This is a genomic window from Mesorhizobium sp. M2A.F.Ca.ET.037.01.1.1, assembly GCF_003998075.1.
Lineage (GTDB): Bacteria > Pseudomonadota > Alphaproteobacteria > Rhizobiales > Rhizobiaceae > Mesorhizobium.
The window spans coordinates 1-1426 of record NZ_RZSA01001329.1 but is presented as its reverse complement, the minus strand read 5'-3'; the positions used below and the strand labels follow the sequence as shown (position 1 = coordinate 1426).

The 1426-nt window shown below is 69.0% G+C and carries 1 protein-coding gene; it reads right to left on the bottom strand.

Annotated elements, in window-relative coordinates:
- Window positions 1-1426, bottom strand: a 1426-nt coding sequence (gene ptsP / locus EOA27_RS36435; protein WP_127258712.1) for a phosphoenolpyruvate--protein phosphotransferase, incomplete at both ends; no start/stop codon positions are given.

The window sequence follows — 1426 nt, the reverse complement described above, 5'->3', positions numbered from 1 at the left end:
GGCCATCGCCAGTTGAGCAGGGGCGACCGAGAGGTCGCGCAAACCGGCCTCGAGCAGCGCCGGGATGGTTGCAGGGTCGCCACCGGCATCGCCGCAGAGGCTGACTGGAATTCCCTTCTCCAGCCCGAACGCGGCAAGCGCCGCGATCAGCCGCAGCACCGCCGGCTGGCGAACGGAATTGAGATGCGCGACCGCCGCGTTGTCCCGCGCGGCCGCCATCACATATTGCGTCAGGTCGTTGGAGCCGATCGAGAAGAAGGCAACGTCGGCGAAATCCTCCGGCGCCAGCGCCACGGACGGCACCTCGACCATGATGCCGAGCGGCGGCAGCTTGTGCGCTACGCCCTGCGCGACAAGCGCGGCCTGTTCCTGCGCGAACAGCGCGGCAGCTTGGCTGTATTCGTCAGGCGTGGCGATCATCGGGAACATCACCCTCAGATTGCCGTGGATGGCGGCGCGCAGCAATGCCCGGATCTGCACGCAGAAGATGTCGAGCCGCTTGAGTGACAGCCTGATGCCGCGCAGGCCGAGAAACGGATTGGTCTCCTCGACGGTGAAACCCGGCACCGGCTTGTCGCCGCCGGCGTCCACGGTGCGGATGGTCACCGGCTTGCCGCCGGCCCATTCCAGCACCTTGCGGTAGGCGTGGTATTGCGTCTCCTCGTCCGGCAGTGTCTTGCCGAACAGGAATTCCGTTCGCATCAGGCCGACGCCGTCGCAGGTCTCGATATCGATGCCTTCCACATCCGAAGGGTAGGCGATGTTGACCTGCACGCGCACCGCGGTGCCGGCCTTGGTCACCGCCGGCGCCGTCAGGAATGTCCGCGCCGCGCCCTGGCGGTCGGCGAAGGAGGAGGCCGATTGGCGGAAGGTTTCGACCTCGGCCGGCAATGGTGAGAAAATGATCGCGCCGTGTTCGGCATCGAGCAGCGCGTCGCCCGCGGGCGGTGCGGCCAAGGCGCCGAGACCGACGACCATCGGCACGCCGCGCGAGCGCGCCAGCATGGCGACATGGCTGGCCGTGCTGCCGCGCTTGAGCGCGATGCCGCCGCCCTTGCTCCAATCGGTTTCGAGGAAGCGCGTCGGCGCGATGTCCTCGCCATGGAGGATCGCGCCCGGAGGCGCCGCCGCCTCGCCATCCTCGCTCAGCGCCCGCAGCACCTGGTCGCGGATGTCGCGCAGATCGGCGGCGCGAGCGCGGAAATAGTCCTGGTCCGACGCTTCGTAGCCGGCGATCTCACGGTCGAGCGCCGCGCGCCAGGCGGCGTCCGCCGGCTGCCCGGAGCCGATCGCCGCCAGGGCCGGACCGCTCAAGGCATCGTCCTCCAGCATGGCGATGTGGAATTCGAGGATGCCGGCGGCTTCGCCATCGGCGGTTTCGACCAGAACCGCCAGCCGACCGACGGCCTTGCCGATCGCGCTCACC